The 24653-nt window shown below is 68.9% G+C and carries 26 protein-coding genes; 15 read left to right on the top strand and 11 right to left on the bottom strand.

Translation table 11 applies throughout. From position 1 onward, the window contains the following. Window positions 1–4: 4 nt before the first annotated feature. A complete protein-coding gene (locus LOK44_RS07775; RefSeq protein ID WP_237569407.1) occupies window positions 5–883 on the bottom strand; it encodes a hypothetical protein in 879 nt (292 codons plus the stop codon). Window positions 884–1013: 130 nt separating this feature from the next. On the opposite strand from LOK44_RS07775, the gene LOK44_RS07780 reads away from it, so the two are divergent. Then, the gene (locus LOK44_RS07780) at window positions 1014–2018 is read left to right on the top strand and encodes a glutathione S-transferase family protein (RefSeq protein WP_237569408.1); all 1005 of its coding nucleotides are present in this window, start codon (window positions 1014–1016) and stop codon (window positions 2016–2018) included. A gap of 10 nt (window positions 2019–2028) precedes the next feature. Here LOK44_RS07780 and LOK44_RS07785 read toward each other — a convergent pair whose 3' ends face one another. Beyond that, on the bottom strand, window positions 2029–2529 hold the full coding sequence (locus LOK44_RS07785; RefSeq protein ID WP_237569409.1) for a DUF2771 domain-containing protein: 501 nt from the start codon (window positions 2527–2529) through the stop codon (window positions 2029–2031). 10 nt (window positions 2530–2539) lie between these two features. Next, window positions 2540–4261: an MFS transporter gene (locus tag LOK44_RS07790; RefSeq protein ID WP_237569410.1), complete on the bottom strand. Its 1722-nt coding sequence runs from the start codon at window positions 4259–4261 to the stop codon at window positions 2540–2542. A 70-nt stretch (window positions 4262–4331) separates the two neighbouring features. Here LOK44_RS07790 and LOK44_RS07795 point away from each other — a divergent pair, with 70 nt between their 5' ends. Continuing rightward, window positions 4332–5159: a DUF3027 domain-containing protein gene (locus LOK44_RS07795; RefSeq protein ID WP_237569411.1), complete on the top strand. Its 828-nt coding sequence runs from the start codon at window positions 4332–4334 to the stop codon at window positions 5157–5159. Between the two features lie 8 nt (window positions 5160–5167). Here the strand turns inward: LOK44_RS07795 and LOK44_RS07800 are convergent, their stop codons facing one another. Both LOK44_RS07800 and LOK44_RS07805 read right to left on the bottom strand, forming a co-directional pair. Continuing rightward, entirely contained in the window at window positions 5168–5623 is a 456-nt protein-coding gene (locus LOK44_RS07800) for an SRPBCC family protein (protein ID WP_237569412.1), read from the bottom strand. A 23-nt stretch (window positions 5624–5646) separates the two neighbouring features. Next, a complete protein-coding gene (locus LOK44_RS07805) occupies window positions 5647–5922 on the bottom strand; it encodes a DUF2530 domain-containing protein (RefSeq protein WP_237569413.1) in 276 nt (91 codons plus the stop codon). Between the two features lie 106 nt (window positions 5923–6028). On the opposite strand from LOK44_RS07805, the gene LOK44_RS07810 reads away from it, so the two are divergent. The 3 genes from LOK44_RS07810 to LOK44_RS07820 are packed head-to-tail and all read left to right on the top strand — an operon-like array spanning window position 6029 to window position 7628. Continuing rightward, window positions 6029–6460: an Rv0880 family HTH-type transcriptional regulator gene (locus tag LOK44_RS07810; RefSeq protein ID WP_237569785.1), complete on the top strand. Its 432-nt coding sequence runs from the start codon at window positions 6029–6031 to the stop codon at window positions 6458–6460. Further along, window positions 6457–7356, top strand: coding sequence for a TrmH family RNA methyltransferase (locus LOK44_RS07815; protein ID WP_237569414.1), 900 nt, complete (start codon window positions 6457–6459; stop codon window positions 7354–7356). Before LOK44_RS07810 ends, LOK44_RS07815 begins: the two co-directional genes overlap by 4 nt. Further along, on the top strand, window positions 7356–7628 hold the full coding sequence (locus tag LOK44_RS07820) for a DUF2537 domain-containing protein (RefSeq protein ID WP_237569415.1): 273 nt from the start codon (window positions 7356–7358) through the stop codon (window positions 7626–7628). The genes LOK44_RS07815 and LOK44_RS07820 overlap by 1 nt, the downstream gene beginning before the upstream one ends. Before the next feature lie 7 nt (window positions 7629–7635). Here the strand turns inward: LOK44_RS07820 and sepH are convergent, their stop codons facing one another. Together sepH and serC are read right to left on the bottom strand one after the other, a co-directional pair. After that, window positions 7636–8433, bottom strand: a complete 798-nt coding sequence (gene sepH / locus LOK44_RS07825; protein WP_237569416.1) for a septation protein SepH — start codon at window positions 8431–8433, stop codon at window positions 7636–7638. 89 nt (window positions 8434–8522) lie between these two features. Continuing rightward, a complete protein-coding gene (gene serC, locus LOK44_RS07830; protein ID WP_237569417.1) occupies window positions 8523–9635 on the bottom strand; it encodes a phosphoserine transaminase in 1113 nt (370 codons plus the stop codon). Window positions 9636–9881: 246 nt separating this feature from the next. Here serC and LOK44_RS07835 point away from each other — a divergent pair, with 246 nt between their 5' ends. From LOK44_RS07835 to LOK44_RS07845, 3 genes are all read left to right on the top strand, one after another. Further along, window positions 9882–10922: an AurF N-oxygenase family protein gene (locus LOK44_RS07835; RefSeq protein ID WP_237569418.1), complete on the top strand. Its 1041-nt coding sequence runs from the start codon at window positions 9882–9884 to the stop codon at window positions 10920–10922. Window positions 10923–10932: 10 nt separating this feature from the next. Continuing rightward, entirely contained in the window at window positions 10933–12591 is a 1659-nt protein-coding gene (locus LOK44_RS07840; RefSeq protein WP_237569419.1) for an FAD-dependent oxidoreductase, read from the top strand. Window positions 12592–12665: 74 nt separating this feature from the next. Further along, window positions 12666–15332 (top strand): family 1 glycosylhydrolase, encoded by a 2667-nt coding sequence (locus tag LOK44_RS07845; RefSeq protein WP_237569420.1) that lies wholly within the window; start codon window positions 12666–12668, stop codon window positions 15330–15332. Here LOK44_RS07845 and LOK44_RS07850 read toward each other — a convergent pair. The 4 genes from LOK44_RS07850 to LOK44_RS07865 form a co-directional block, all read right to left on the bottom strand. Continuing rightward, window positions 15327–15782 (bottom strand): VOC family protein, encoded by a 456-nt coding sequence (locus tag LOK44_RS07850; RefSeq protein ID WP_237569421.1) that lies wholly within the window; start codon window positions 15780–15782, stop codon window positions 15327–15329. The genes LOK44_RS07845 and LOK44_RS07850 overlap by 6 nt on opposite strands. A 71-nt stretch (window positions 15783–15853) precedes the next feature. Beyond that, window positions 15854–16102, bottom strand: coding sequence for a hypothetical protein (locus LOK44_RS07855; RefSeq protein ID WP_237569422.1), 249 nt, complete (start codon window positions 16100–16102; stop codon window positions 15854–15856). A gap of 46 nt (window positions 16103–16148) precedes the next feature. After that, window positions 16149–16754, bottom strand: coding sequence for a maleylpyruvate isomerase N-terminal domain-containing protein (locus tag LOK44_RS07860; protein WP_237569423.1), 606 nt, complete (start codon window positions 16752–16754; stop codon window positions 16149–16151). Continuing rightward, complete coding sequence (locus LOK44_RS07865; protein WP_237569786.1) at window positions 16754–17872, bottom strand: citrate synthase 2; 1119 nt, start codon at window positions 17870–17872, stop codon at window positions 16754–16756. The genes LOK44_RS07860 and LOK44_RS07865 overlap by 1 nt, the downstream gene beginning before the upstream one ends. Before the next feature lie 104 nt (window positions 17873–17976). On the opposite strand from LOK44_RS07865, the gene pdxH reads away from it, so the two are divergent. From pdxH to LOK44_RS07900, 7 genes are all read left to right on the top strand, one after another. After that, window positions 17977–18651, top strand: coding sequence for a pyridoxamine 5'-phosphate oxidase (gene pdxH / locus LOK44_RS07870; RefSeq protein WP_237569787.1), 675 nt, complete (start codon window positions 17977–17979; stop codon window positions 18649–18651). Between the two features lie 2 nt (window positions 18652–18653). Continuing rightward, window positions 18654–19928 (top strand): MFS transporter, encoded by a 1275-nt coding sequence (locus LOK44_RS07875; protein ID WP_237569424.1) that lies wholly within the window; start codon window positions 18654–18656, stop codon window positions 19926–19928. A gap of 34 nt (window positions 19929–19962) precedes the next feature. Continuing rightward, window positions 19963–20631 carry a TetR/AcrR family transcriptional regulator gene (locus LOK44_RS07880; protein ID WP_237569425.1) on the top strand — a complete coding sequence of 223 codons (669 nt, stop codon included), beginning with the start codon at window positions 19963–19965 and terminating at the stop codon, window positions 20629–20631. Next, a complete protein-coding gene (locus LOK44_RS07885) occupies window positions 20624–21304 on the top strand; it encodes a TetR family transcriptional regulator (protein WP_237569426.1) in 681 nt (226 codons plus the stop codon). Before LOK44_RS07880 ends, LOK44_RS07885 begins: the two co-directional genes overlap by 8 nt. A 62-nt stretch (window positions 21305–21366) precedes the next feature. Beyond that, window positions 21367–22668, top strand: a complete 1302-nt coding sequence (locus LOK44_RS07890) for a citrate synthase (RefSeq protein WP_237569427.1) — start codon at window positions 21367–21369, stop codon at window positions 22666–22668. 110 nt (window positions 22669–22778) lie between these two features. Further along, window positions 22779–24239, top strand: coding sequence for an MFS transporter (locus LOK44_RS07895; RefSeq protein WP_237569428.1), 1461 nt, complete (start codon window positions 22779–22781; stop codon window positions 24237–24239). Further along, on the top strand, window positions 24229–24648 hold the full coding sequence (locus LOK44_RS07900) for a MarR family winged helix-turn-helix transcriptional regulator (RefSeq protein WP_237569429.1): 420 nt from the start codon (window positions 24229–24231) through the stop codon (window positions 24646–24648). Before LOK44_RS07895 ends, LOK44_RS07900 begins: the two co-directional genes overlap by 11 nt. Window positions 24649–24653 lie beyond the last annotated feature (5 nt).

Below are 24653 nucleotides of genomic sequence, written 5' to 3' on the forward strand. Positions count from 1 at the left end.
GCGTTCAGACACTTTGGACGACGAAAACTCCACGTTCGCGTAGAGCTGCCAGTACTCGCTGCAGGATGACGGCCGGTCGGTGACGCAGCATCTCGCCGCTCACCCTGACGATGATCCAGTTCAGTGCGGCGAGTTCGGCGATGCGATCGATGTCCCTGCTTCGTTGGCGTGGGTCAGTCCAGTGGTGAGCGCCGTCGAACTCCACGGCCACCTCCGCCGCGGGCCAGCCCATGTCGAGGCGCGCGACGAAGCGTCCGGCCGGGTCGCGCACCTCGATCTGCGTCAAGGGCCGTGGGAGCCCCGCATTCACCAGCAGCAGTCGGGTGCGTGTCTCCTGCGGTGACTCAGCCCCCGCGTCGCTCAGTGCGAGGGCGCGGCGCAATTGGACCACGCCTCGCGCCCCGCGATGTCGTTCTGCGACGGCCTCGACGGCCTCGACGCTCACCCCGGTCGCATGGCGCAGTGCGTCGAGTCTGATCACTGCGGTCTCGAGGCCCGGCGCCCGGCCGACGTCGAAGGCGGTGCGCGCGGGCGTCGTGACGGGCATCCCTCCGACGCGGCAGATCTCGCCCTCGTCGAGGGCGTCGCTGTGCAGGACTATCCCGCTCACCTTGTCGCGACCAGGTCGATTCAGTTCGGCGGGCAGGTCGGCATCGATCCATCGAGTGCCATGCAGAGCGGCTGCGGAGGTTCCCGCGATGACGGCCCGGCGTCGCGACCACAGCCATGCCGCGACGGCCTTGTCGACAGCGTCCAGCTCGGCGCCACGCGGCACGTAGACGTTGCGATGTATGGCGACGTAGGTGGTGCGGAGCTGGTGATTCGTCACCGAGCCCGTGGCGAGGGCCTCGGTGCCGACGAACGGCCACCGCAACGAGGTCATGACATTTGGACTCGTCGACATGCCCCATCGGTTCCACGGCGCGCGAACGTCGACTTCTCGTGGACGCGACCAGGGATCTTCCACGAGAACTCGACGTTCGGCGCACGACCGAAACGGGAAGACTGGCGTCGTGAGTTACGTGAACCCCAAGGGCGACTTCGACCGCGACACCGACTACATCACCACCAGGATCACCGCCGACGGCCGTGACGGGTATCCCGTCGAGCCGGGCCGCTACCGGTTGGTCGTCGCGCGGGCGTGCCCCTGGGCGAACCGATCCATCATCGTGCGCAGGCTGCTCGGCCTGGAAGACGTTCTCTCCATTGGCTTCTGCGGGCCGACGCACGACGAGCGCAGCTGGACGTTCGACCTCGACCCCGACGGCCTCGATCCAGTGCTGAAGATCCCGCGCCTGCAGGACGCCTACTTCAAGCGCGACCCCGAGTACCCGAAGGGCATCACCGTCCCCGCGATCGTCGACGTCCCGACCGGCGCGGTGGTCACCAACGACTTCCCGCAGATCACGCTCGACTTCTCCACCGAGTGGACCCAGTACCACCGCGACGGCGCCCCGGACCTCTACCCCGAGAAGCACCGCGACGAGATCGACGAGGTGGCCCAGCGCATCTACACCGAGATCAACAACGGCGTGTACCGCTGCGGCTTCGCCGGGTCACAGGGCGCCTACGACAAGGCCTACGACCGGCTGTTCACCGCGCTGGACTGGGTGTCCGAGCGGCTTGAGGATCAGCGGTACCTGGTCGGCGACACCATCACCGAGGCCGACGTCCGGCTGTTCACGACGCTCGCACGCTTCGACCCCGTCTACCACGGGCACTTCAAGTGCAACCGCAGCAAGCTCTCGGAGATGGCGGTGCTGTGGGCGTACGCCCGCGACCTGTTCCAGACGCCGGGGTTCGGCGACACCACGGACTTCGTGCAGATCAAGCAGCACTACTACATGGTCCACACCGACATCAATCCGACCCGCGTCGTCCCGAAGGGGCCCGACCTGACGAACTGGCTGACCCCACACGGTCGGGAGCAGCTGGGCGGCAGGCCCTTCGGCGACGGCACGCCACCCGGAGAGACGCCAGAGGGCGAGCGGGTCCCCGAGGGACACGGCGCGGGTTAGGCGCGGTCGGTCACGACCAGACGGTGCTGACCGACCACTCGGCGTGCGGCCACGGGAACTCGTTGCCCTCCTCGTCGCGCACCAGGGTCGGCAACATCACCGCGAAGCCGGTCAGCTTGCCGCGCCGAGGGTCGACCGTCGGGATGGTGGCGGCGAGCGCGGTGTCGGGCCGGAACTCCTCGACCGCCGCGGGCCCGCCATCCTCGAACGACCGCAGCAGCACCCACGGCGCCTCGGCGATCCGCGGCGGCACGGAGAGCTGGATCGTGTCGCGCGTGTTCACCCGCAGTTCTCCGCTCGCGCCGGACACGTCGCACTTGGTGATCTCGTAGACGTCGCAGAACCGGTAGGGCCCGACCCGCACCAGCTGGCCGGCGGTGAAGGCGCTGATCTCGGGGTGTGACGGCTCGACGTCGCGGCTCGTCCGCCAGACCAGGACGGCGGTCAGCGCCACCGACACCACGGTGACGAGGACGAGCGAGATGATGACGTTGCGTGCCGTGGCCTTCACGAGGTCCTTCCTACCCTCGCGCCGCGGCCGAGGCGTCGAGGGTGCCGCCCTCGGTATGCGCGACGACGGGACGATTGCCGCCGAAGCCGGGGATCAGCGAGTCACCGTTGTAGCTCACCAGCGTCTGCGCGAGGCCGAGGATCAGCACGGCGGTGATGGCCGTGAAGCCGACCCACAGATCGGTGTAGATCAGCACGCCGGTGGCGCCGCCTGCGACCCAGCCCAGCTGCAGCAGGGACTCCGAGCGGCCGAACGCCGATGCCCGGGATTCCTCGGGAAGGTCGTCCTGCAGCGAGGCGTCCAGCGAGGCCTTCGCGACGGCGCTGGCTCCCGAGGTGATGAGCGTGGCGACCGCGGCCACCAGCAGGTTGCCGGTGACCGCGGTGGCCAGCGCTGCGAGGGTGACCGCGACGGTGGCCCGCACCACGAGTTGCGCCGGGTGGCCGAGTTTGAGGCGTGCGCTCGCGAAGTTGCCGGTGAAGTTGCCGATCGCCGCCGCCGCCCCGATCAGCCCGAGGATGCGCAGCTGCTCCCAGCCGCTGGCGTCGTGGGACTTCGCCACGAATGCGGGGTAGAGGAACAGGAACCCCACCATCACTTTGATCGTGCAGTTGCCCCACAGCGAGGTGATGATGTTGCGGCCCAGCGGCTGCCGTTCGGCCTTGCGGCGCTTGAGCCCCTTCGGCCGCGGGGTCTGGGTCGTCGGCCCGTGGTAGGTCAGCGTGGTCGGCACCTCGCCCTCGGTGACCTCTACCCACTTGGGGATGCGCATCGCCGCCACCGCGCCGGCCACCGTCACCGCCACCATGACGTACAGCGCGCCGGGCAGGTGCAGCATGTTCAGCGAGAACTCGACGCCTGCGGCGATGGCGCCGCCCAGGATCGTCCCGCCGAGCAGCCCGAACACCGTCAGACGTGAATTCACCCGAACCAGGTCTATCGACGGTGGCAGCACGCGCGGAGTCATGGCGCTACGCAGCACGCTGAACGACTTCGACAGCACCATCGCCCCGAGCGCACAGGGATACAACACCCAGGACGGGAAGCTGCCGTTCGCGCCGTCGTAGTTCGCGATGAGGACCACGGCGAGCACGGTGCGCAGACCGAACGACAGCGCCAGCGCCACCCGCCTGCCGTGCTGCAGCCGGTCGAGCGCGGGCCCGATCAGCGGGGCGATGACCGCGAACGGCGCAATCGTGATGAGTAGATACAGCGCGACCTTGCTCTTGCTCTCACCCGAGGCCGCGGCGAAGAACAGCGTGTTGGCCAACGCGACCGCCATGGCGGAGTCGGCGGCGAAGTTGGCCATCACGGGATAGGTGAGCGCGGTCAGGCCGGACTTGTCCGCCCCGTCCGCCGTCGCCGCCCGGTGGAACAGGCCGTACATCCGCGAGCCCATCTCGCGGCTGCGGTAAGCCGCCGCCCTGGTGACCGTGATCCGTTCACGCGGACCGGCGCCGTACTGCGGGTCCGACGGGTGGGTGCGGCCGCGTTGCGACCCGTCGTCGTTCAGCGGCGGCAGCCACCTGTTGGCGCTGGACGTCGCCTCACCGCGCGGTCGGCGCCCGTACGGGGGGTCGTCACTGGGGTAGTTGGCCATGCCCGGGTGCTCGCCCCCGCCGCGCTCGTCGCCACCCGAAGGCGGGCGCGGCGGGTGGTACTGACGGTCACGTGGGTCCCCGGAACTGCCGGGGTCGCGACGTGGTCCGCTCACGCCACGATTGTTCCCCATCGGTGTGACGGGCGCCCGTAGGGCAGCCGGTGTGGCTTTGCCCTGCTGATGTCAGGCAGAATCGACCGCGATGGACAGCATCACCGAACCCGCCGAGCATGACGCCGCGTCCGCTTCGCCGGACGGCGGCGAGCAGGACCCTGGACGCGACGAGACCGAGCGACCCGCGGAACTGACCGCGGTGCTGACGGGCGCCGTCGACCTGGCCCGCGCGGCGATCATCGAAGGTGGTGTCGACGGCGAGGAGCAGGTCGGCGAATACCTCGGCGCGAGCTTCGAGGATCCGACCGCAGCGACGCACCGCTTCCTGGCCGTGATGCCGGGCTACCAGGGGTGGCAGTGGGCGGTCGTCGTGGCCGCGTATCCGGGTGCCGACCACGCGACCGTCAGCGAGGTCGTGCTCGTCCCGGGGCCGACGGCGCTGCTCGCGCCTGCATGGGTGCCCTGGCACGAACGCGTCCAGCCGGGCGACCTGAGCCCGGGGGACCTGCTTGCGCCTCCAATCGACGACCCGCGCCTGGTGCCGGGATACCAGTCGACCGGTGACGACGAGCTGGACGACCTCGAAGGCGAGATCGGACTCGGCCGCAAGCAGCTGCTCAGCCCGCTGGGTCGGGCCGAGGCAGCGCAGCGGTGGTACGACGGCGACTACGGGCCACAGTCGGCGATGGCCCGCTCGACGAAACGGGTGTGCCGCGACTGCGCGTACTACATGAAGCTGACGGGGTCGCTCGGCACGCTGTTCGGCGTGTGCGCCAACGAGATGTCGGCCGACGGGCACGTCGTCGCCATCGACTACGGCTGTGGCGCGCACTCGGACACGCCGCCACCCGCGCAGATCGGGTCGCCGATGTTCGACCCGTACGACGACGGCGTGCTGGACCTCACCGAGTCCTGAACTCGGGCCTAGCCCGTTTCGGCGGCGGCCTTGATGCGCGTCAGCGACTGGTTCATGCCCTCGAGCAGCTCCCGCTCGAAGCTGGGGACGCCGCCCATCACCGCGTTGACCAAGGCGTTCGACACGGCCTTGACGCCATTCTCGGCGTGCCGCGTCTCGACGAGGCGCGTGCCGGTGGCGGTGGGCTCCAGCTCGTAGGACCAGATGGTGTTGTTCTCGTTGACGCGGAACGCCAACTTCTGCCCGGGGATGAACTCGGTGATCTGGCTGGTCGTCGGCCAGAACAGCAGGCCGCGCCGGTTCAGGTTGATGGTCTTGGCGCCCTGGCGCAGCGGGCCGAACGACTTCATCAGCCGGCACTGCGGGCTCCACTGCGGCATCTTGCGGAGGTCGGAGACCAGGCTCCATACCTTGGCCGGCGGTGCGGCGATCTCGATCTCGGCTTGCAACAGTGGTTCTGCCATCGGTTTCTCCTGGTCTGGCCCGGTCAGTTCAGGCCGGTCTGCGCGCCACGGGAGCCGCGTCGTACCGCGGCACGTTGCCACAAGAACAGCGAGGTGCCAAACACTCCCACGCCGAGTCCAGCGATCGTGACGGGCCGCCAGTCGTGCAGGGCGGGCACCGTGAACGCCAGGATCACGGCGACGAGCCAGCCCACGGCGATGGCCGCGATGGCGGGCTGAACGCGCAGCAGCCCGGCGGGCAGCGGCGGCGGCTGCGGGGCTTCGGCGCTGGATTCGGTGCTGGGGGTTTGCTCGGCCATTTGGACCAAACGTAGTCGATGCATTCCGACGGACCGCACCGGCGACAGAGGCGAATCGAGCGTGGTTGCGACCGCCGAGAAAGTGCTGTCGGTACTGTCAATGCTCGTGAGCGACGCCGACGCACGCCTGGCCAGCGATTTGTCCTTGGCGGTGGTGCGGCTCGCGCGGCAACTCCGGTTCCGCAGGCCCGACTCTCCGGTCTCCCTATCGCAATTGTCGGCGCTGGCGACGCTGTCCAAGGAGGGGCCGATGACGCCGGGCATGCTGGCGGTGCGCGAGCGGGTGCGCCCGCCGTCGATGACGCGGGTGATCGCCTCGCTCGTCGATCTCGGCTTCGTCGACCGCACCCCGCATCCGGACGACGGGCGCCAGGTGCTGGTGTCGGTGTCGGACGCCGGAGCCGATCTGATCGAGGCGGAACGGCGCGCCAGCCGGGAGTGGCTGCAGCAGCGGCTCGCGGAACTGTCTGCGCCGCAACGTCAGACGTTGCTCGAGGCCGCCGACCTCATGCGCGCGATCGTCGACGAAGGCGCGTGACCGGGCAACCGAACGTCGTCGACGTCGACGATCCCGCCGATCCGCGGCTCGACGACTTCCGCGACCTCAACAGCATCGACCGCCGACCGGATCTGCCCAGCGGCAAGGGTCTGGTGATCGCCGAGGGCGTGCTGGTGGTGCAGCGCATGCTCGCTTCCCGGTTCACGCCGCGGGCGTTCCTCGGCACCGACCGCAGGCTGCGCGAACTGGCCGACGACCTGCGGGTCACGGCTGCTCCCTTCTACCGGGCGAGCGCCGAGGTGATGGCCGAGGTGATCGGGTTCCACCTCAACCGGGGCGTGCTGGGCGCGGCGCCGCGGCCCCGCGAACTGACCGTCGACGAGGTGATCGCCGACGCGCGCACCGTCGCCGTCCTCGAAGGCGTCAACGACCACGAGAACCTCGGGTCGATCTTCCGCAACGCGGCGGGCCTGGACGTCGACGCGGTGGTGTTCGGCACCGGCTGCGCCGATCCGCTCTACCGGCGCGCGGTGCGGGTGTCGATGGGACACGCGCTGCTGGTGCCGTATGCGTGGGCGCCGGAGTGGCCCGACGAGTTGGCGACGTTGCGCGACAAGGGCTTTCGGCTGCTCTCGATGACGCCGGACCCAGCTGCCAGGACGCTGGCCGATGCGATGGCCGACCTGACGGACGACCGGGTGGCCATGCTCGTCGGGGCCGAGGGACCGGGGCTCAGCGAGCGGGCGATGCGGGCCACCGACGAACGGGTGCGCATCCCGATGTCGCGTGGCACGGACTCCCTGAACGTCGCAACGGCTGCGGCGTTGGCGTTCTATGAGCGGGCTAGGGTTTGGTCCGGTGGGCAGGAGCGCAGCGACCCGGGGAATCAATCCGGCGGGCAGGAGCGCAGCGACCAGGGGAGTGATGACAGGTGATGGAGGGTGAAGCGACACCGTGGGGCACCGGCCTGACCGTGGCCGCGTTCGTCGCGGCCGTGACGGCGGCGGCGCTCATCGTGTTGAGCCTCGGCCTGATCCGCGTCCACCCGATGTTGGCCTTGGGACTGAACGTGGTGGCCGTCGGCGGTCTGGCGCCGACGGTGTGGGGGTGGCGCGCCCGTCCGGTGTGGCGGTGGTTCGTGCTGGGCGGCGGTGTGGGCGTGGCAGCCGCGTGGCTGGCGCTGCTCGCGATCACACTGGGCGGTTAGCCCGCGATCAGGGCTGCGTGCCCGAGCGGACGCCGAGCAGGACGTCCTCCCAGGCGGGCACTTCGGGCTTGCGACGCCGTGCGCGTGCGGGCTTCGCCGGCTGCTCCTGCGGCTCCGGTTGAGCGGGTGCAGGCACGGGGACCTCGAGCGGGAGTTCGGGCTCGGCTTCGGCCGCGATGGCTGCGGGCACCGGTGCCACCGCGCGCAGCGGCGGCCGGTGGAAGTTGGGGTCGACCAGCTCGGCGGCCGAGTCGTCGAACGGCGTGACGGTGCCGCCGTGCGAGCCCGGGCTGAACCGGAAGTGCGCCACGTTGTCGGAGCGGCCTGCCTTCCAGGACAGCTGCACGGTCCAGCGGCCGTCCTCGTTGCGCCAGGCATCCCAGTTGGTGTCGTCGGGATCGAGACCCCGCGAGATGAGCACGGTGGTGACGGTCTCGAGCAGTGTCATCACGGTGGGGCCGTCGGCCAGCACCGGGTGCGCGGCGGTGGCGAGTTCGGCTGCCCGTGAGCGCTCCAGCAGCACGGGGTGGGCGAACCGCTCGACCCGGGCGAGGTCGACGCCAGCGGCCTCGGCGACCTGCTCTGGGGAGGCGCCTGCCCGGATGCGGGATTGAATGTCTCTGGGACGCAACACGTCTGAGTCCTCGGCCTCGCGTTGGAATTTGCTCGAACCCACCCTGTCGCCGCGGAGGGCAGCGTGCAGCCGTCCGTCGGGGATCAGGAGGAACTTCTCGCCCGATTCGGCTGATTCGCAGATGACGCTCTTGCCGTCCACGTCGAGTCCGACGACATTCAATTCGCGCATATCCACCTCCTAGGGGCTAACGCGTGACCCTACTGCGTTATCGACTCGTAACCGTGGCGACACGCTGGCCCCCGGGGTATTGCACGAGGTCAGAGGCGCTCGACGACCCAGTCGACGCACGCCGTGAGCGCGCTGACGTCGTCGGGATCGACCGCGGGGAACATCGCGATGCGGAGCTGGTTGCGGCCCAGCTTGCGGTACGGCTCGGTGTCGACGATGCCGTTGGCCCGCAGCACCTTGGCCACTGCCGCCGCGTCGACGTCGTCGTTGAAGTCGACGGTGCCGACGACCTGCGACCGCAGGCCGGGATCGGTCACGAACGGCGTCGCGTAGCTCGTCGCCTCGGCCCAGGAGTACAGCCGCTGCGAGGAGTCGGCGGTTCGCGCGACGGCCCAGTCCAGGCCGCCATTGCCGTTGAGCCAGTCGAGCTGCTCGGCCATCAGGACCAGGGTGCCGATCGCCGGGGTGTTGTAGGTCTGGTTCTTCAGGCTGTTGTCGATCGCGATGGGCAGCGACAGGAAGTCGGGCACCCAGCGTCCGGAGGCGGCGATGGCCTCGACTCTCGCGAGTGCGGCGGGGCTCATGACCGCAAGCCACAGCCCGCCGTCGGAGGCGAAGTTCTTCTGCGGCGCGAAGTAGTAGGCGTCGGTGTCGGCGATGTCGACCGGCAGGCCACCTGCGGCTGAGGTTGCGTCGATGACGACCAGGGCGTCGCCCTCGGGCCGCTGCACGGGCAGCGCGACGCCCGTCGAGGTCTCGTTGTGCGCCCAGGCGACGACGTCGACCGACGGATCCGACTGTGGTTGGGGCGCGCTGCCTGCGTCGGCCTTGATCACGATGGGGTCGCCGACGAACGGGTTCGCCTTCACGGCGGAGGCGAACTTCGCGCTGAACTCGCCGAACGTCAGGTGCAGCGAGCGCTTGTCGACGAGGCCGAAGGCGGCCGCGTCCCAGAACGCCGTCGACCCGCCGTTGCCGAGGATGACCTCGTAGCCGTCGGGCACCGAGAACAGCTGCCGGACGCCGTCGCGGACCCGGCCGACGAGGTTCTTCACCGGGGCCTGACGGTGCGACGTGCCGAACAGGTCACCGGCCGCGGCGAGCGCCTGCAGCTGCTCGGGCCGCACCTTGGACGGACCGCATCCGAACCGTCCGTCAGCGGGTTTGAGGTCGGCGGGGATGGTCAGATCGGCGTCGGACATGCGGTCAAGCCTAGTTCCGGCTGCTTCGCCGTCGAGCGTGGGTCCTACGCACGCGAAACGGTCCGTGAGCGTACGCACGGCCCACGCTCGACGCTCATAGCGTGTGAACTGAGTCACATGTGATGTGGATAACGCGGCGACGCCACATCGCCGCGAACGCCCTGTTCAATTCCTGGGACCTCCGGTACCGTCTTAGACAAGCAGCAGGCGAATGTAAATCGTTCCACGAGACATCGGAGGCTGATCATGGTCGTCAAGACCCCACCCAAGCCCGCACGCACCCGCCTCATCCGGCGGTGGCGCAAGAACATGGACGTCACCGACGACACCGCGTACGTCAACAAGCTCGAGACGCTCTCCGCGGGCTCGGTGCGACGCAACTTCAACCCCTACGGCGACATCGACTGGGATTCTCCCGAGTTCGCGGTGATCCCCAACGACGAGCGCTGGATCCTTCCGGCCACCGACCCGTTCGGCAGGCACCCCTGGTACCAGGCGCAGTCCAAGGAACGTCAGATCGAGATCGGCATGTGGCGCCAGGCCAACGTCGCGAAGGTCGGCCTGCACTTCGAGTCGATCCTCATCCGCGGCCTGATGAACTACGCGTTCTGGGTGCCCAACGGCTCGCCTGAGTACCGCTACTGTCTCCACGAGTCCGTCGAGGAGTGCAACCACACCCTGATGTTCCAGGAGATGGTCAACCGCATCGGCATCGACGTGCCCGGCATGCCCCGCATGCTGAAGTGGCTGTCGCAGCTCATCCCGCTCGCCGCGGGCCCGTTGCCGATCGTGTTCTTCTTCGGCGTGCTCGCCGGCGAGGAGCCCATCGACCACATCCAGAAGAACGTCCTGCGCGAGGGCAAGGCGCTGCACCCCATCATGGAGCGCGTCATGGCCATTCACGTCGCCGAGGAAGCCCGCCACATCTCGTTCGCCCACGAGTACCTGCACAAGCGGGTGACGAGCACCGGTCGCTTCAAGCGCTTCGTGCTGTCGCTGCACGTGCCGATCATCATGCGCGTCCTGTGTCAGGCGATCGTCGTGCCGCCGAAGGCCTTCTGGGAGGAGTTCGACATCCCGAAGTCCGTGAAGAAGGAGATCTTCTTCGACCTTCCGCAGGGCCGCCAGTTCCTGCGCGACACGTTCGGTGACGTCCGGATGCTGTGCCACGAGACTGGCCTGATGAACCCGCTGGCCAAGCTGATCTGGCGGATCTGCAAGATCGACGGACCGGCGAGCCGCTACCGCAGCGAGCCGCAGCGCCAGCACGTCGTCGCCGTCGCGTAGGGGTCTAAAAATGCCCCACGTGATCACCCAATCGTGTTGCAGTGACGGGTCATGCGTGTACGCGTGTCCGGTCAACTGCATCCATCCGTCGCCCGACGAGCCCGGGTTCGCGACCGCGGAGATGCTGTTCATCGACCCGGTGGCGTGCGTCGACTGCGGGGCGTGCGTGTCGGCGTGCCCGGTGGGGGCGATCTCGCCCGACACGAAGCTGGAGCCCGCGCAGCTTCCGTTCGTTGAGTTGAACGCGGCGTTCTATCCCAAGCGGGAGGGCAAGCTGCCGCCGACGTCGAAGCTGGCGCCGGTGCTCGAGGCACCCAGGGTGGAGCGTGGCGACGGGCCGCTGCGAGTGGCGATCGTGGGCTCCGGCCCCGCGGCGATGTACGCCGCCGACGAGCTGCTCACCCAGCAGGGCGTCGAGGTCAACGTATTCGAGAAGCTGCCGACGCCCTATGGTCTGGTCCGCGCCGGGGTGGCCCCGGATCATCAGACGACCAAGCGCGTGACCCGGCTGTTCGACGGGACGACGCGGTTGCCGGGGTTCACGTTCTACCTCAACGTCGAGGTCGGCAACCACGTCAGTCATCGCGAGTTGCTCGAACACCATCACGCCGTGCTGTACGCGGTGGGTGCGCCCAACGACAAGCGGCTCGACGTCGAGGGCATGAACCTGCCGGGTACCGGGACGGCGACCGAGATGGTCGCGTGGATCAACGGACATCCCGAATTCGCTGATCTGCCGGTCGATCTCGGCCACGAGCGGGTCGTGGTGATCGGCAATGGCAACGTCGCGCTGGACGTCGCGCGGATCCTCACCACCGATCCCGACGACCTCGCCCGCACCGACATCGCCGACCATGCGTTGGCGGCGCTGCGCGACTCGAAGGTGCGCGAGGTGGTGATCGCGGCCCGCCGAGGCCCCGCCGACTCCGCGTTCACGCTTCCGGAACTCATCGGGCTGACGGCCACCCACGAGGTCGTGCTCGACCGCGACGACCACGAACTGGTTCGGCAGGACCTCGCCGACTGCACGGATCCGTTGACCCGCAACAAGCTCGAGGTGCTCGCCAAGCTGGGTGACGCCGACGCCCCCGCCACCCGTCCGCGCATCAGGTTCGCCTACCGGATGACGCCGCAGCGGGTGCTCGGCACCGATCGCGTCGAGGGCATGGCCTTCGCCGTGACCGGTGGCGACGACGTGCGCACCCTGCGCGCCGGGCTGGTGCTCACCTCGATCGGCTACCGCGGCAGAGCGATCCGCGACCTCCCGTTCGACGAGGAGTCCGGGGTCGTGCCCAACGAATCCGGTCGCGTCGTCGGAGCACCCGGCACCTACGTGGCCGGCTGGATCAAGCGAGGTCCGACGGGCTTCATCGGCACGAACAAGTCCTGCGCGGCGCAGACCGTCCACGAATTGGTGGCCGACTTCAACGCCGGCGCGCTTCGCGATCCGCGTGGCAGGTCGGTCCACCTCGACCGGCTGATTCGGGCTCGCCAGCCCGAACTGGTCGACGTCGCGGGCTGGAAGGCCATCGACGCGGCCGAGGTCGCCCGTGGTGGCGACGACCGGCCGCGGGACAAGTTCACCGAGATCTCCGACATGCTCGCCGCCGCCGCGACGGCGCCGAAACCGTCCATGCGCGAACGCCTCCTGGCCGGCCTGGGTCTATAGCAGCCGGCCTGTAGCACCCGGCGAGTTTTGCGAAACACCCGTTGCCTCGGCGATCGGGCGTATAGCAAGACTGCATGAGTGCATCGGCATACGTGGGTCGGGTGGGCACGCTGGCCGTCGCGCTGGGGGTCGGGGCAGCCGTGCTGACCGCCCCCGGAGTGGCATGGGCCGAGCCCACCTCGGAGTCGTCGGAGACGTCCTCGGAGTCGACTCGGGACGCGGCGGAACAGTCCGACCCCGTCGACTCCCCGGCAGCCGACCAGGACTCCGATGCCGAGCCCGACCCGGACCCGGACGCCGACCTGGACACCAACCTGGACACCGACACCGAGGCGGACCCCGAGACCGGTGCCACGACCAGTCAGGCGCCGCCCGGCGTGACGGTCAGTACCGGCGGCGCCGTCACCAGCGGCTCGACGGACGACGAAGACGAAGAGGAAGACGAGAACGACCCGGCGCCGACTCAGACGCCCACCGTCGAACGGGAGCCGGCGCGCGAGCAGTCATCGCCCTCCAAGCCCGACACCGACGACGTGTCCCCGCCCGCAGCCGAGCCCGTCACTTCGGTAGTGGCCACCGAGGTGGTCACCCGCGCGGCGCCCGACCATCCCACGACCCTTCGAGTCGCGCCGACGGCACTTGCCGTGACGCCTCCACCCGCCGTGCCATCGCTGCGGCCGTGGCCCACGGCGTTCGATCCGATCAGCGTGGTCACGTACGTCACCGGGGTGGTGTCGAGTCTCGTCAGCGCGGTGCTCAGTCCGTTCGCCGCGGGAATGCCCGCCCTGCCCGCCGACCCGTCACCGTGGGCGCTGCTGGCGTGGGTCCGGCGCGAGCTGTTCAATCAGACGCCCACCATCACCTACAACGCGAGCCAGAACACCCAGAGCCTCAACGTCGACGGCGACGTCGTCGTGACCGGTCACCTCGGAATCGGCGACGGTGACGGCGACGCCCACACCATCGACGTCGTGGGCAGGCCGCTCAACGGCGGAGTGGTCTCCGTCGCGGCGGATGGCACGTTCACCTACCGGCCCACCAACGCAATGGCCGCTGTCGGTGGCGTCGACCGGTTCACCGTGGTCGTCGACGACGCGGCTGCCGGTCTGCACGTGCACGGTCCGCTCGGCCTACTGCAGTTCGTGCCGATCCTCGGCAACTTCCTCAATCCCGGTGCGGGACATCGCGTCGCGAAGACCATCACGGTGACGGTCAGCCCGGTCGACGGCATCGACCTGTCGTTCCCCGACGGCTTTCACTGGGGTGTCGCACACGCAGGATTCCAGGCCGAGGGCGGCCCTGGCTCACCCGTCGACCCCAACTCGGACTGGTACAAGTGGGTGCACGACCCGATCATCCAGTTCCTCGGGCTGACGAACGGCGTTCCCGAGAACGGTCCCGGCGCCTACGTGAAGTACGACGGCGATGCCCAGCTCGCGCGCGAGGAACTGGGCATGAACACGTTCCGGATGAGCATCGAGTGGAGCCGCATCTTCCCGAATTCGACTGCGCAGGTCAACGTCTCGGACCAGGGCGGGGAGATCACCCTCGCGGATCTGCAGGCGATGGACGCCTTGGCGAATCAGGCGGAGGTTGCGCACTACCGTGACGTCCTCACCTCGCTGCGCGCGCACGATCTCGAACCGATGGTCACGGTCGTCCACTTCGCGCTGCCGTCGTGGATCCACGATCCGATCGCGGCCCGGCCGCTGATCCAGCTCGGTCTGCCCGCGCAGGCCGCGGGCTGGCTGTCGCCGAGCACACCCATCGAATTCCGCAAGTACGCCGCCTATCTGGCGTGGAAGTACGGCGACCAGGTGGACAACTGGGCCACGATCAACGAGCCGTTCCCGCCGGTGCTGACGCAGTTCTTCGCGATCCCGGGTCTGGTGCCCGCGTGGCCGCCCGGCGTGATCCGGCCGGACCTCGCCGCGACGTTCCTGGTCAACCAGGCCGCCGGTCACGTCGGTGCATACGACGCACTCCACCAGTGGGACACGACGGTCGCCACGGCGGGCCAGCAGGCGGCGTTCGTCGGCTTCACCAACAACATGATTCCGGCGCGCCCCTCGGACCCGAGGAATCCGCTGGACGTGCAGGCTGCCGATGCGTGGAATCAGTTCTACAACGATTGGTTTCCGAACGCGGTGATCGACGGCTGGGTCGACGCGAACCTCGACGGCGTGAAGACGGTCAACGAAGTCCACGCCGAGTTCACCGACAAGGTGGATTGGCTGGGCGTGCAGTACTACGGGTCCCAGCCCATGCAGGGCTTCGGCCTCGCGCCGGTGCCGGGCTTCCCGTTCCTGCGCGGCCTCCCGATCCGGTGTGCGGCAGAGTCGCCGACGTGCAGCGACTTCAACCAGCCGATCGATCCGGGTGGTTTCCGCGAGGTGCTCGAAATCGCGGCGTCGTACGGCAAGCCGGTGTGGATCACCGAGAACGGCATCGCCGACGACGAGGACACGAAGCGGCCGGGCTACATCGTCAACCATCTCGCGGTGGTTCAGGACCTGCTTGCGCACGGCACCGACATCCGCGGCTACACCTACTGGTCGTTCGTCGACAACCTCGAATGGGCCGACGGGTACCACCTCCAGTTCGGGCTGTACGGATCCGATCCGACCACGCCCGAACTGGAGCGGACTCCGAAGCCGGCGAGCATCGAGGCGATCAGTTCGATCACGACCGCCAACGCGTTGCCGACCGGTCTGCTCGGCAGCTACGTGCCCCAGCTATGAGTCCTGCTTCATCGCCTCGGTCATCTCCTCCATGCTGACCTCGCGGACGGTCTGCGCGAGCGACCACTGGTGGCCGAACGGATCGCGCACCAATCCGTAGCGGTCGCCCCAGAACTGCTCCTCGAGCGGCATGACGACCGTGGCGCCCGCGTCGAGCGCGCGCTGGAACCTCGCGTCGACGTCGTCGGCGAACTGGAGGTGAATGGTCACCGGGGTGCCGCCGAGTGACGTCGGCGTCGTCGACTTGCCGTCGCTCATCTCGGGGAAGTCGTCGTTGAGCATGACCATCGAGCCGTTGATGTCGAGGGCGGCGTGGATCAGCTTGCCGCCGGGACCCGGGACGCGACCGTACTCGGTGGCGCCGAAGGCCTTGACGTAGAAGTCGATGGCGGCGGCCGCGTCGTCGACGACGAGGTGCGGGGCGATGTAGGACGTGGCGGGTTGGGTCATGGCTGGTTCCTTTCGAGGAGGTTCACCACTACCGACCCTGCCGACGCCGGAAACTCATCGCAATGGTCGGCTCAGCCGCCCAGCTCCGACACCGTCGCGTCGAGGGTCCCCGCCTGCTCCTCCAGCTCGTGCTCGGACAGCTCGGCGCTGCCGGTGCGCTCGAGCAGATCGGCGCGCGAGATCACCTGTAGTGCGCCGCGATGAGCGTCGTCGTCGACCTCGTCACCCCGGACGACCTCGGCCCGCCCCTCGATGAGCACCAGCACCGCGTCGTCGTCGGACTCCAACAGTTGGCGTACGTCGCCACTCGTAATCGTCATGTCCCGGGGTATGCCCATCGAACGGCGGGTCACACCCGGCCGGCCGTCACACCACCGAGAAACCCTCGGTGAGCGGCGCCCGCCCGGTGAGCGCAAGCAGCACCGTCTCGCCGTGGCCCAGCGCGACGCCGACCCGGGTGGCCAACACGGTGGCCTCCTCGAGCACCTCGTCGGGAAGGACGAGTGAGATGCCTGCGGCCCGGGCGATGTCGAGCCCGTGTACCGCGAGTTCGAAGGTCCGGGTCGGCAGGTAGTTGCTCAGCCGGATGCCGAGGCCACCGATCACGGTGATCAGCGGGTCACCCGCATCCGCAGTATCGGACAGAGCAGCGCGCGCCAGGGCGTCGACGGCAGCGGCGGGGTCGGCGCCGAGGTCTCGGCCGGCCTGTCTGCCGCGTTCGACGACGTCGGCCGCGCCGAGGCCTGCGGCCATCTCACGCAGGCGTGCGACGTAGTCGACGGCGCTGGCGAGGTCTTCGCGTTCGGCTGGGGCGCGCAGGTAGGTGCTGACCGTGACGAATGACCGCGACGCGTGCCCGACGAGCGACCGCAGGTCCCAGTCGCCGAGGCCGGGACCGTCCCACGCGTCGTCCGGGATCCGTCGCACCAGATCCGTGATCGCCTCCGCCGCAGCGGTGTACGTCGGCGCCATCACGACGTCGTGACGCGGTCCCAGCCGGCAACGGTCTCCACGCTGCGTGGTTCGGGCCCGACGTAGATCGCGGCCGGACGCACCAGCTTGCCGAGCCGCTTCTGCTCGAGGACGTGCGCGCACCACCCGGCGGTGCGGCCGCAGGTGAACATCGCGGGCATCATCTGCGGCGGCACGCCTGCGAAGTCGAGGATGACTGCTGCCCAGAACTCGACGTTGGTCTCGATGGCGCGGTCGGGGCGGCGCTCCCGCAGCTCGGCGAGCGCGGCCTGTTCGAGCGCGGCGGCCACCTCGAACCGCGGCGCGGCGAGCCGTTGCGCCGTGGCCCGCAGCACGCGCGCCCGCGGGTCCTCGGCCCGGTACACCCGGTGCCCGAAGCCCATCAACTTGTCCTTGCGGTCGAGGATGCCCTTCACGACCGCGCGGGCGTCACCGCTGCGCTCAACCTCTTCGATCATCGGCAGCACGCGCGCGGGTGCCCCGCCGTGCAGCGGTCCGCTCATCGCGCCCACCGCTCCTGACAGTGCGGCGGCGACGTCCGCCCCGGTCGAGGCGATCACGCGGGCGGTGAACGTCGAGGCGTTCATCCCGTGCTCGGCCGCCGACACCCAGTAGGCGTCGATCGCCTCGACGTGGCGGGGATCGGGGTCACCCTTCCATCGCGTCATGAAACGCGCTGTGACGGTGTCGCACTCGTCGATGTTGCGCTGCGGCACTGCGGGCTGGTGGATTCCGCGCGCCGACTGCGCGACGTAGGACAGTGCCATCACCGACGCGCGAGCCAGCTGGTCGCGGGCGGTGGCGTCGTCGATGTCGAGCAGCGGGGCATACCCCCAGATCGGCGCCAGCATGGCGAGCCCCGCCTGTACGTCGACGCGCACGTCGCCGCTGTGGATCGGCAGCGGGAACGGCTCGGCGGGCCGCAGCCCGTTGCCGAACTCGCCGTCGACGAGCAGGGCCCACACGTCACCGAACGTGACGCGACGGCTCACCAGCTCGTCGATGTCGACCCCGCGGTAGCGCAGTGCGCCACCGTCCTTGTCGGGTTCTGCGATCTGCGTGGTGAAGGCCACCACGCCTTCCAAGCCTTCGACGAAGTCGTCGGGAACCCCTGGCATGCCGCTCATGGCCGAATTCTCGCACCCGTGTGCCGCGCCACCGCTACCGGCCGGTAACGGGTTGGCGAACGTGCGGGCGTAGCGTCTGGTGGGTGCCGAAACCCATGCCCGACGACGATCGCGAACACCTGGTCAGGATGCGGGTGGAGTACGGCTCGGTGGAGAAGGACGGCAGTGCCGACCTCGACGTCGACTGGCTCGGCGACGATCCCGCGACCGGCTGGATCACGTTGTTGCGCACCTGGATCGCCGAGGCCGAGCGGGCCGGGGTCGTCGAGCCCAACGCCATGGTGGTCGGCACCGTCGACGAGCGGGGATGGCCCGTCACCCGCACGGTGTTGTGCAAGGGCGTCGACGAGACCGGCATCGTGTTCTACAGCAACTACGACTCGGCCAAGGGCGCGCAGCTGAACGCCCATCCCCAGGCGTCGGCGACCTTCCCCTGGTACGGGCTGGGCCGCCAGGTCCACGTCCGCGGCACGGTGACCAAGGTCGCGCCTGAGGTCACCGCCGAGTACTGGTCGAAGCGGCCGCGCGGGTCTCAACTCGGGGCGTGGGCCTCACACCAGTCCAGCCCGATCGCCTCGCGTGAGGCGCTCCTGGCGCAGCTGGCCGACGTCACCGCCCGGTTCGCCGACGACGACGTCGTCCCGGTGCCGCCACACTGGGGCGGCTACCACGTTGCGGCCGAGGAAATCGAGTTCTGGCAGGGCCGGGAGAACCGGTTGCACAACCGCATTCACGTCGCGGGCGGCCGGGTGACCCGGCTCCAGCCCTAGCGGTGGCGCGGCTCTTCGCCGACACCACCCCTCTGCGCAACCAGGACTTCGCGCGGCTGTGGTGGGCGGGCATTCCCACCGTCATCGGCGCCGGGCTGACGCTGTTCGCGGTTCCGGTGCAGCTGTACGCACTGACCCAGAACTCCGCATACGTCGGGCTTGCGGGCGTCTTCGCGCTCGTCCCGCTCGTCGTGTTCGGGCTGTGGGGCGGTGCCCTGGCCGACGCGATGGACCGCCGGACGCTGCTGCTGATCGCCTCCTGCGGGCTGGCGGTCGCGTCGGTGCTGCTGTGGCTGCAGGCGGCGCTGCAGGTGAACAACGTCTGGCTGGTGTTGTGCCTGTTGGCCTTTCAGCAGGCGTTCTACGCCATCAACTCGCCGACCAGGGCGGCCGCGATCCCGCGCATCCTGCCCGGTGACCAGTTGCCCGCGGCCAATGCCCTCAACATGACGGTGACGCAGTTCGGCTCGATCGTGGGGCCACTGCTGGCAGGCATCATGCTGAGCTGGGTCGACCTGTCAACGCTGTATCTGATCGACGCCGTCACCTGCGTGCTGCCCATCTGGGCGACGTACCGGCTCAGCCGCATCCCGGCGACGTCGCTGGAACGGGGGTCGTCGCGGTGGGGCGTCGGCGCCGTCCTCGACGGCTTTCGGTACCTCGCAGGCAACACGGTGGTGCTGATGTCGTTCGTGGTCGACCTGATCGCGATGATCTTCGGCATGCCGCGGGCACTGTTCCCGCAAATCGCGCACGAGAGCTTCGGCGGCCCGATCGAGGGCGGCACCACGATGGCGCTGCTGGCGGCGGGCATCTCGATCGGCGCGGTCGCGGGTGGGGTGTTCTCCGGCTGGTTGCCGCGCATCCGTCGCCAGGGCCTCGCCGTGGTGACCGCGATCGTGGTGTGGGGCGCGGCGATGGTGGGCTTCGGGCTCGCGTGCGGTCTCAGTGATGGCCGTGCAGGCACCCTGCTCTGGTTCGCGGTGGCGTTCCTCGTGGTCGGCGGGGCCGCGGACATGGTGTCGTCGGCGTTCCGGAACACGATCCTGCAGCAGGCGGCGTCCGACGAACTGCGCGGCCGGCTGCAGGGGGTCTTCATCGTGGTGGTGGCGGGCGGGCCGCGGGTCGCCGACACACTGCACGGTGCTGCGGCGGCCGCGGTCGGCACCACGGCGGCAGCAGCCGGGGGCGGCGTCCTGGTCGTGGTGGGGGTGGTGATCGCGACGCTCGCGGTGCCCGCGTTCGTGCGGTACCGCGTATCCGGGCTGACGACTTAGGGAAATCACATCAAACCGGATTACGATTTCGCGCGTGTCTGAACTGGCGGAGGACATCGTCCCCGGCTTGCGTGAACGCAAGAAGCAGCGCACCCGCGCCACACTCATCGATGCCGCCATGGACCTCTGCCTCAAGCATGGCTACGAGAGCACGACCGTCGAGCAGATCGCGGCTGCGGCCGACGTGTCGCCGCGGACGTTCAGCCGCTACTTCGCGACCAAGGACGCGGTGTTCCTCACGCTGATCTCCGACTACTCCGACGAGGTCGCGGTCGAACTCGAGACCATTCCCGCGGAGGTGGGCCCGCTCGAGGCGCAGCGGCAGGCGCACGTCGCCGTCCTGACCCGCGTCGCGGCGCGTCAGGTGGGCCGTTTGACCACCGACCGGATCATCCTCATGCTGCGCGTCATCAACGCCTCGGATGCGCTGAAGCAGGCCGCGTTCGACTTCAAGCACGACGCCACCGAGGTGCTGATCGCCAAGCGGATGGGCGTCGACATCGAGGACCGGCGTCGGCGGCTCGTCAGCGCGGTGTTCGCCTCGACGATCGTCACTGCCTGCGGAGACCTGATCGCCGACACCGACACCGTGCGCCTCGGCCCCCAGGTCATGGTGGACCGCCTGAACGACGCCTTCGAACAGGTGGCGATGTTCGCTGCGGATCTGCCCCGGCCGACGGATCCGGGCCTGGGGCATGCCTGACCTGCCGCTCGACGGGCTGCGCGAACGGAAGAAACGTCGGACCCGCGCCGCGCTCATCGAGGCGGCGGCCGAGCTGTGCGTGCGGCAGGGTTTCGACAACACCACGGTCGACCAGATAGCGGCGGCCGCCGACGTGGCGCCCCGCACGTTCAGCCGGTACTTCCCCAACAAGGAGTCCGTCGTCGCGGCGATCACCGACGACCTCGACGACCTGATGGCCGAGGCGATGGAGAAGCAGCCGCTCGGCATCACGGAGTACGAGGCGCTGCTCGGTGCGTCGCTTGAGGTGTTCACCGGCAGGGACGAGTACGAGACGCCCGGGTTCCGCCGGATGGCGATGCTCATCCGAATCATCAACGGCTCGACGTCCTACCGCGCGTCGGCGCTGGCGTTGCGGCACGACGTCACGAACAGGGCCACGATGGGCGTGATGGCGCGGCGGATGGGCGTGCCCGAGGGCGACCGGGCCGTCACGCTGGTGACCGATACGTGGGCGATCCTGTTCTCCGACTCGTTCGCCGGCCTCGGCCGACCGGGCAACGACCCGATCGAACCCAAGATCATCCGTGATCGCCTGTGCGCGACCGTCGCAGTGTTCCGCAGGACCTGGCAGCCGTCGGTCGGCCAGCAGGACCCCGAGAGCGAACCCCACACGAGCGCGCCCGTGGCATAGCGACTACCTTTCTGTGGTGACGGACAGCCTAGATCCGGTCGACAACCGTAGAAGGGGTTAACGTGCCCGAAAACGCCAGTTCCGACGAGGTCGCCTCGCTCCGTTACCCGGGCGGCGAAATCGACCTGGACATCGTCAAGGCGACTGAGGGATCCGACGCGATCGCGCTGGGATCGCTGCTGGCCAAGACGGGCTACACCACCTATGACGGCGGGTTCGTCAACACCTCGTCGACCAAGAGTGCGATCACCTACATCGACGGTGACGCGGGCATCCTGCGCTACCGCGGTTACCCGATCGAGCAGCTCGCCGAGAAGTCGACCTTCATCGAGGTGAGCTACCTCCTGATCTACGGGGAACTCCCCACCGCCGATCAGCTCGAGAAGTTCACCAACCAGATCCAGCGGCACACCCTGTTGCACGAGGATCTCAAGCGGTTCTTCGACGGATTCCCCCGCAATGCGCACCCGATGCCGGTGCTCTCCAGCGCGGTGAACGCGCTCAGCGCGTACTACCAGGACTCGCTGGATCCGCTCGACAAGGGCCAGGTCGAACTGTCGACCATCCGACTGCTCGCCAAGCTCCCGACGATCGCCGCGTACGCGTACAAGAAGTCCGAGGGGCAGCCGTTCCTGTACCCGGACAACTCGTTGACCCTGGTGGAGAACTTCCTGCGGATGACGTTCGGCTTCCCCGCCGAGCCCTATGAGGTGGACCCCGAGATCGTCCGGGCCCTGGACATGCTGCTGATCCTGCACGCCGACCACGAGCAGAACTGCTCGACGTCGACGGTGCGCCTCGTCGGCTCGTCGCAGGCGAACCTGTTCACCTCGATCTCGGGCGGCATCAACGCGCTGTGGGGTCCGCTGCACGGCGGCGCCAATCAGGCTGTGCTGGAGATGTTGTCGAAGATCCGCGACGGCGACGACGACGTCGCGACCTTCGTGAAGAAGGTCAAGAACCGCGAAGACGGCGTGAAGCTGATGGGCTTCGGCCACCGGGTCTACAAGAACTACGATCCGCGCGCCCGCATCGTCAAGGAGCAGGCCGACAAGATCCTCGCCAAGATCGGCGTGCAGGATCCGCTGCTCGACATCGCGAAGGAACTCGAGGAGATCGCGCTCACCGACGACTTCTTCGTCGAGCGGAAGCTCTACCCGAACGTCGACTACTACACCGGCGTGATCTACCGCGCGATGGGTTTCCCGACGCGCATGTTCACGGTCCTGTTCGCGCTCGGCCGGCTGCCCGGCTGGATCGCGCACTGGCGTGAGATGCACGACGAGCCCAGCAAGATCGGCCGCCCGCGTCAGATCTACACGGGGTACACCGAGCGCGACTACGCCGACATCGGCGGCCGCTAGCACCGCGAGCAGACACCAACTCGCACTATCGGGGCCCTTCGAGTGCGAGTTGGTGTCTGCTCGGCCACACCTGGTTGCGATCTAGATAGTTGTAAATACACAATGGTTGTGTGAATGAAACCATTGGCACGCTGACGCCTCGGCGCAAGGCCATCGTCCTGGTCTCCTGTTGCCTGAGCCTGCTCATCGTGTCGATGGACGCCACCATCGTGAACGTCGCGATCCCGGCGATCCGCGACGACCTGCACGCCTCCTCGTCGCAGCTGCAGTGGATCGTCGACGTCTACACCCTGGTGCTGGCGTCGCTGCTCATGCTCTCGGGTGCGATGGGCGACCGGTTCGGCAGGCGGCGGGTGTTCCAGATCGGTCTGACGGTTTTCGCCATCGGGTCGCTGCTGTGCAGCCTCGCCCCCAACATCGAGACGTTGATCGTTGCCCGCCTGCTCCAGGCGATCGGCGGATCCATGCTCAATCCCGTTGCGCTATCCATCATCTCGCAGGTGTTCACCGGCCGCGTGGAGCGGGCTCGGGCGCTGGGCTTCTGGGGTGCGGTGGTCGGCATCTCGATGGCTCTCGGCCCGGTCGTGGGCGGTCTGCTGATCGAGACGGTCGGCTGGCGCGCCGTGTTCTGGATCAACCTGCCGATCTGCGCCCTGGCGATCGTGCTGACCGCCGTCTTCGTGCCCGAGACCAAGTCGCTGACGATGCGCAACGTCGACCCGATCGGCCAGGCGCTGGCGGTGGTGTTCCTGTTCGGCGTGGTGTTCGCGCTCATCGAGGGCCCGGGCCTGGGGTGGGCCCATCCGCTGGTGATCGCGATCGCCGTGGTGGCCGCCACCGCGCTGGCCGCGTTCGTCCGCTACGAGGCGCAACGGCACGACCCGTTCATCGACCTGCGCTTCTTCCGCAGCATCCCGTTCACGGGAGCGACGGTGACCGCGATCTGCGCCTTCGCGGCGTGGGGTGCGTTCCTGTTCATGATGTCGCTCTACCTGCAGGGCGAACGCGGCTACTCGGCGATGCACACCGGTTTGATCTACCTGCCCATCGCCATTGGCGCACTGGTGTTCTCGCCCCTGTCCGGCCGCCTGGTGGGCCGCTACGGCGCACGGCCGTCCCTGCTGGCGGCCGGCGTGCTGATCACGACGGCGGCGATCATGCTGACCTTCCTGACCGCGACGACGCCGGTGTGGGAGCTGATCGTGGTGTTCGCCATCTTCGGCATCGGCTTCTCGATGGTCAACGCGCCCATCACCAATGCCGCGGTGAGCGGTATGCCCCTGGACCGGGCGGGCGCCGCGTCCGCGGTCACGTCGACGAGTCGTCAGGTGGGCGTGAGCATCGGCGTGGCGCTGTGTGGATCGGTGGCCGGGGGAGCGCTGTCCGGTAGCGGCATCGACTTCGCGTCCGCGGCGCGGCCACTGTGGTTCGTCTGCGTCGCACTGGGTGTCGTGGTCTTCGGCATCGGCGTCGTGTCGACGTCACCGCGGGCGCTGCGTTCCGCCGAGCGGCTGGCACCGCTGATCGCGGGCAAGCCGGCGACCGCCGAGGAGGACGCCCGTGTCCGCTAACCCACTCGCCGACGAGGTGTGGCGCGCGATGGCGGCCGTGGTGTTCGACAACCGTGACGGCTGGAAGCGCGACGTCATCGAGACCTCCGGCCTGCCGTTCAGCCGCATCCGGGTGCTACGCCGATTGGCGCGAAAGGCCATGTCGCTGCGCGAGATCGCGGAGGTCACGATGATGGATGCCCCGGCCGCGACGGTGGCGATCAACGATCTGGAGGACCGTGGTCTGGTGGTCCGCACGCCCGATCCGGCCGACCGGCGCTCGAAGCTGGTCTCCCTGACCCAGGCGGGCTGCGACGTCGTGGCCCGCATCGACCGCGTGGAGGATCCCGCGCCGCCGTCCATCGCCGCGCTGGACGACGACGACCTGCGGGCGCTGCGCGACGTCCTGGCCAAGCTGACGGCGCGCTAGCCCTC

Source organism: Mycolicibacterium lacusdiani (assembly GCF_021916785.1).
Lineage (GTDB): Bacteria > Actinomycetota > Actinomycetes > Mycobacteriales > Mycobacteriaceae > Mycobacterium > Mycobacterium lacusdiani.

What these genes read in the sequence shown, in the direction of transcription:
- LOK44_RS07775 (WP_237569407.1), bottom strand. Translation starts at nt 883, where the DNA reads ATGACCTCGTTGCGGTGGCCGTTCGTCGGCACCGAGGCCCTCGCCACG.
- LOK44_RS07790 (WP_237569410.1), bottom strand. Translation starts at nt 4,261, where the DNA reads ATGGGGAACAATCGTGGCGTGAGCGGACCACGTCGCGACCCCGGCAGT.
- LOK44_RS07795 (WP_237569411.1), top strand. Translation starts at nt 4,332, where the DNA reads ATGGACAGCATCACCGAACCCGCCGAGCATGACGCCGCGTCCGCTTCG.
- LOK44_RS07800 (WP_237569412.1), bottom strand. Translation starts at nt 5,623, where the DNA reads ATGGCAGAACCACTGTTGCAAGCCGAGATCGAGATCGCCGCACCGCCG.
- LOK44_RS07805 (WP_237569413.1), bottom strand. Translation starts at nt 5,922, where the DNA reads ATGGCCGAGCAAACCCCCAGCACCGAATCCAGCGCCGAAGCCCCGCAG.
- LOK44_RS07820 (WP_237569415.1), top strand. Translation starts at nt 7,356, where the DNA reads ATGGAGGGTGAAGCGACACCGTGGGGCACCGGCCTGACCGTGGCCGCG.
- sepH (WP_237569416.1), bottom strand. Translation starts at nt 8,433, where the DNA reads ATGCGCGAATTGAATGTCGTCGGACTCGACGTGGACGGCAAGAGCGTC.
- serC (WP_237569417.1), bottom strand. Translation starts at nt 9,635, where the DNA reads ATGTCCGACGCCGATCTGACCATCCCCGCCGACCTCAAACCCGCTGAC.
- LOK44_RS07835 (WP_237569418.1), top strand. Translation starts at nt 9,882, where the DNA reads ATGGTCGTCAAGACCCCACCCAAGCCCGCACGCACCCGCCTCATCCGG.
- LOK44_RS07840 (WP_237569419.1), top strand. Translation starts at nt 10,933, where the DNA reads ATGCCCCACGTGATCACCCAATCGTGTTGCAGTGACGGGTCATGCGTG.
- LOK44_RS07845 (WP_237569420.1), top strand. Translation starts at nt 12,666, where the DNA reads ATGAGTGCATCGGCATACGTGGGTCGGGTGGGCACGCTGGCCGTCGCG.
- LOK44_RS07850 (WP_237569421.1), bottom strand. Translation starts at nt 15,782, where the DNA reads ATGACCCAACCCGCCACGTCCTACATCGCCCCGCACCTCGTCGTCGAC.
- LOK44_RS07855 (WP_237569422.1), bottom strand. Translation starts at nt 16,102, where the DNA reads ATGACGATTACGAGTGGCGACGTACGCCAACTGTTGGAGTCCGACGAC.
- LOK44_RS07860 (WP_237569423.1), bottom strand. Translation starts at nt 16,754, where the DNA reads ATGGCGCCGACGTACACCGCTGCGGCGGAGGCGATCACGGATCTGGTG.
- LOK44_RS07865 (WP_237569786.1), bottom strand. Translation starts at nt 17,872, where the DNA reads ATGCCAGGGGTTCCCGACGACTTCGTCGAAGGCTTGGAAGGCGTGGTG.
- pdxH (WP_237569787.1), top strand. Translation starts at nt 17,977, where the DNA reads ATGCCCGACGACGATCGCGAACACCTGGTCAGGATGCGGGTGGAGTAC.
- LOK44_RS07885 (WP_237569426.1), top strand. Translation starts at nt 20,624, where the DNA reads ATGCCTGACCTGCCGCTCGACGGGCTGCGCGAACGGAAGAAACGTCGG.